The 2,188-nt window shown below is 35.2% G+C and carries 3 protein-coding genes; 2 read left to right on the top strand and 1 reads right to left on the bottom strand.

Translation table 11 applies throughout. The features are described from left to right. Positions 1 to 828, top strand: an 828-nt coding sequence (locus DPN68_RS12920; RefSeq protein WP_157958503.1) for a transposase, incomplete at its 5' end; no start/stop codon positions are given. 96 nt (positions 829 to 924) lie between these two features. Here the strand turns inward: DPN68_RS12920 and DPN68_RS12925 are convergent. Beyond that, complete coding sequence (locus DPN68_RS12925) at positions 925 to 1,680, bottom strand: hypothetical protein (protein WP_133256610.1); 756 nt, start codon at positions 1,678 to 1,680, stop codon at positions 925 to 927. A 212-nt stretch (positions 1,681 to 1,892) separates the two neighbouring features. Here DPN68_RS12925 and DPN68_RS12930 point away from each other — a divergent pair. After that, positions 1,893 to 2,188 (top strand): transposase (locus tag DPN68_RS12930; protein WP_162298406.1); only part of this gene is annotated, 296 nt, incomplete at its 3' end.

Consider the following 2,188-nt stretch of genomic DNA (forward strand, 5'->3'; position numbering starts at 1 on the left):
TATTTTGGACAAATCGCAGTAGACGATGCACACCATGTTATTACTGGAGCGTGTTCTGATTTTGCAGACAAGCGCGATAGTCAATGTTTAGAAAAAATTGTGGAACTTATCGAAGAAAACCTAAACGAAAACGACATTGAATTAGAAGAACTTTTAGCCGATGGCGGTTACAGCAGTGGCGAAGCGTTGGCGTATTTACATAAAAAAAATATTGATGCCTACATTCCTAACTTCGGGCAATACAAACCCGAGCGCGAAGGTTTTACCTTCAACAAAGAGGAAAATTATTACCAATGCACTAAACCCGAAGGCAACCAAGCCAAACTCCTTTTCAAAGGCGAAAAAACGGATAGTAAAGGCTACACCAAACGCACGTACCGAAGCAGCGAGAGTGACTGTAAAAACTGCCCACTCAGAGAACAATGTTGTGGCAAAAGCACTAAGTTTAAAAAGCTAGACGATAGCATCCACAAAGAACATTACGACCGTATGCATCAAAAACTCACACAAAATGCCAAATATGCCAAAAAGATGTCGAGAATACGAAGTAAAACAGTCGAACCTGTGATTGGAACCTTGGTCAACTTCACGAACATGAAACGAGTCAACACCCGAGGCATCAAAAACGCAAACAAACATGTACTCATGGCAAGTTTAACCTACAACTTGAAGAAATACTTGCGTTTTACCATCAAAAAACCAAGTGTTTTAGCCCAAGTTATTTCCCTAAAACAAGGGAAGTACTTTGCTTTTATAAAAACGGTCTTTTTAGACAACAATAACTCAATTTTAAGCTTTCTAAAAATTAGAATTTTGTACATGAACTAAAATAAAACCTCGCTTAAAAGTGCTTAAACGAGTTCGGAATTTTATGTTTTTTGAAATTTTATTTAAAAAATGGTAGTTATGCAACAGTTACGGCTGTTAGTGGCTGCCATTCTTCTTGTCGTTTTTTGTCAATTTAATTTTGTCGTATATATGTTTCCAGTTAGCAAATGTGTCAAGTTGAACAAGTAATATATGAACTTTGAAAAAATAGATGAAATCATCAAGTTCGTCAAGTTTAGCAACTAACTCATTTTTCTTGTCTGACTTTTTTAAATTCCATTTTATTCTTATTTCCAATTTTTTGTCATCATACTCCGATTGAAAGTCACCAAAATTATTGTCTTCGATGTTAATGGAAAAGTCGACTTCACGGTGAAAACCTAACAAGAAAATTAGTCCTTGTATTACTGCGATAAATGCAGATACTAAGTCGTAGTATAGTTCAATGTCACTAATTTTAGGAATTTCGTAATGGTGTTCCATTTTGTTCCTTAGTGTATTAAGTCTGTTTAGTGAACGAGAACTGAAAACACCTATGCCATTTAAAAAATCGAGTTTCTTTTCAAATTTCAGATTTCTGTCTTGTATCGTTTTGTAAAGTCCTACTGAGTGAAAAAACGTGTCGAGCTGACAGTCAACAGCACGTTTTAAGTGAGCAACACAATTAATAAGTTCGTCAATATCGTCTTTATATTTTTCAATATTGTTAAGTCGCTTCTCGGCAAATTCCAAATAATCTATTGCATACAGTTCAAAATCAGGAAGATTGTGGTCGCCACCGCCACCACCACTTGGTTCAAAGTCTTCCAAATGGTCTAATAGTAGTTTTTCAAGTGTTTTAGATTTTGTCACTGTCTCGGTTTTTATGGTTGCCACTAACGTTTTGCCGCTTTGCGAAGGCGGGGATTTTTACCACTAAACTTCATTAGAAGCACAAAACTTGAATTTAGCACTTCACTGTCATAGAAGCACGAAACCCCCGCTTTTGCAAAACGGCTGTGCATGTTGCACAACTCAAATATACAAAAACTTGCATAAAAAAGAGATAATTTGTAAATTTATTCATGCAAGGAAAGAAAAGTTTTACCCCACAGTTATTTGTTTCGGTTAATTTGTTGGACATGGTTCCAGTGGATAATTTTTACAGAAAATTGTTAACCGAACTTGATTTACATTTTATTTATAAAGCTACCCAAAAGTATTATGGTAAAGAAGGTCAAGAGAGTATAGATCCTGTTGTTTTCTTCAAGATTTTGTTGGTAGGTTATTTGAATAACATCAACTCCGATAGACAATTAATTGCTTTTTGTAGTGATAGTTTATCGATACGTTTGTTTTTGGGTTATGATGTTCATGAGTC

The organism is Flavobacterium tibetense, assembly GCF_003293845.1.
GTDB classification, from domain to species: Bacteria; Bacteroidota; Bacteroidia; order Flavobacteriales; family Flavobacteriaceae; genus Flavobacterium; species Flavobacterium tibetense.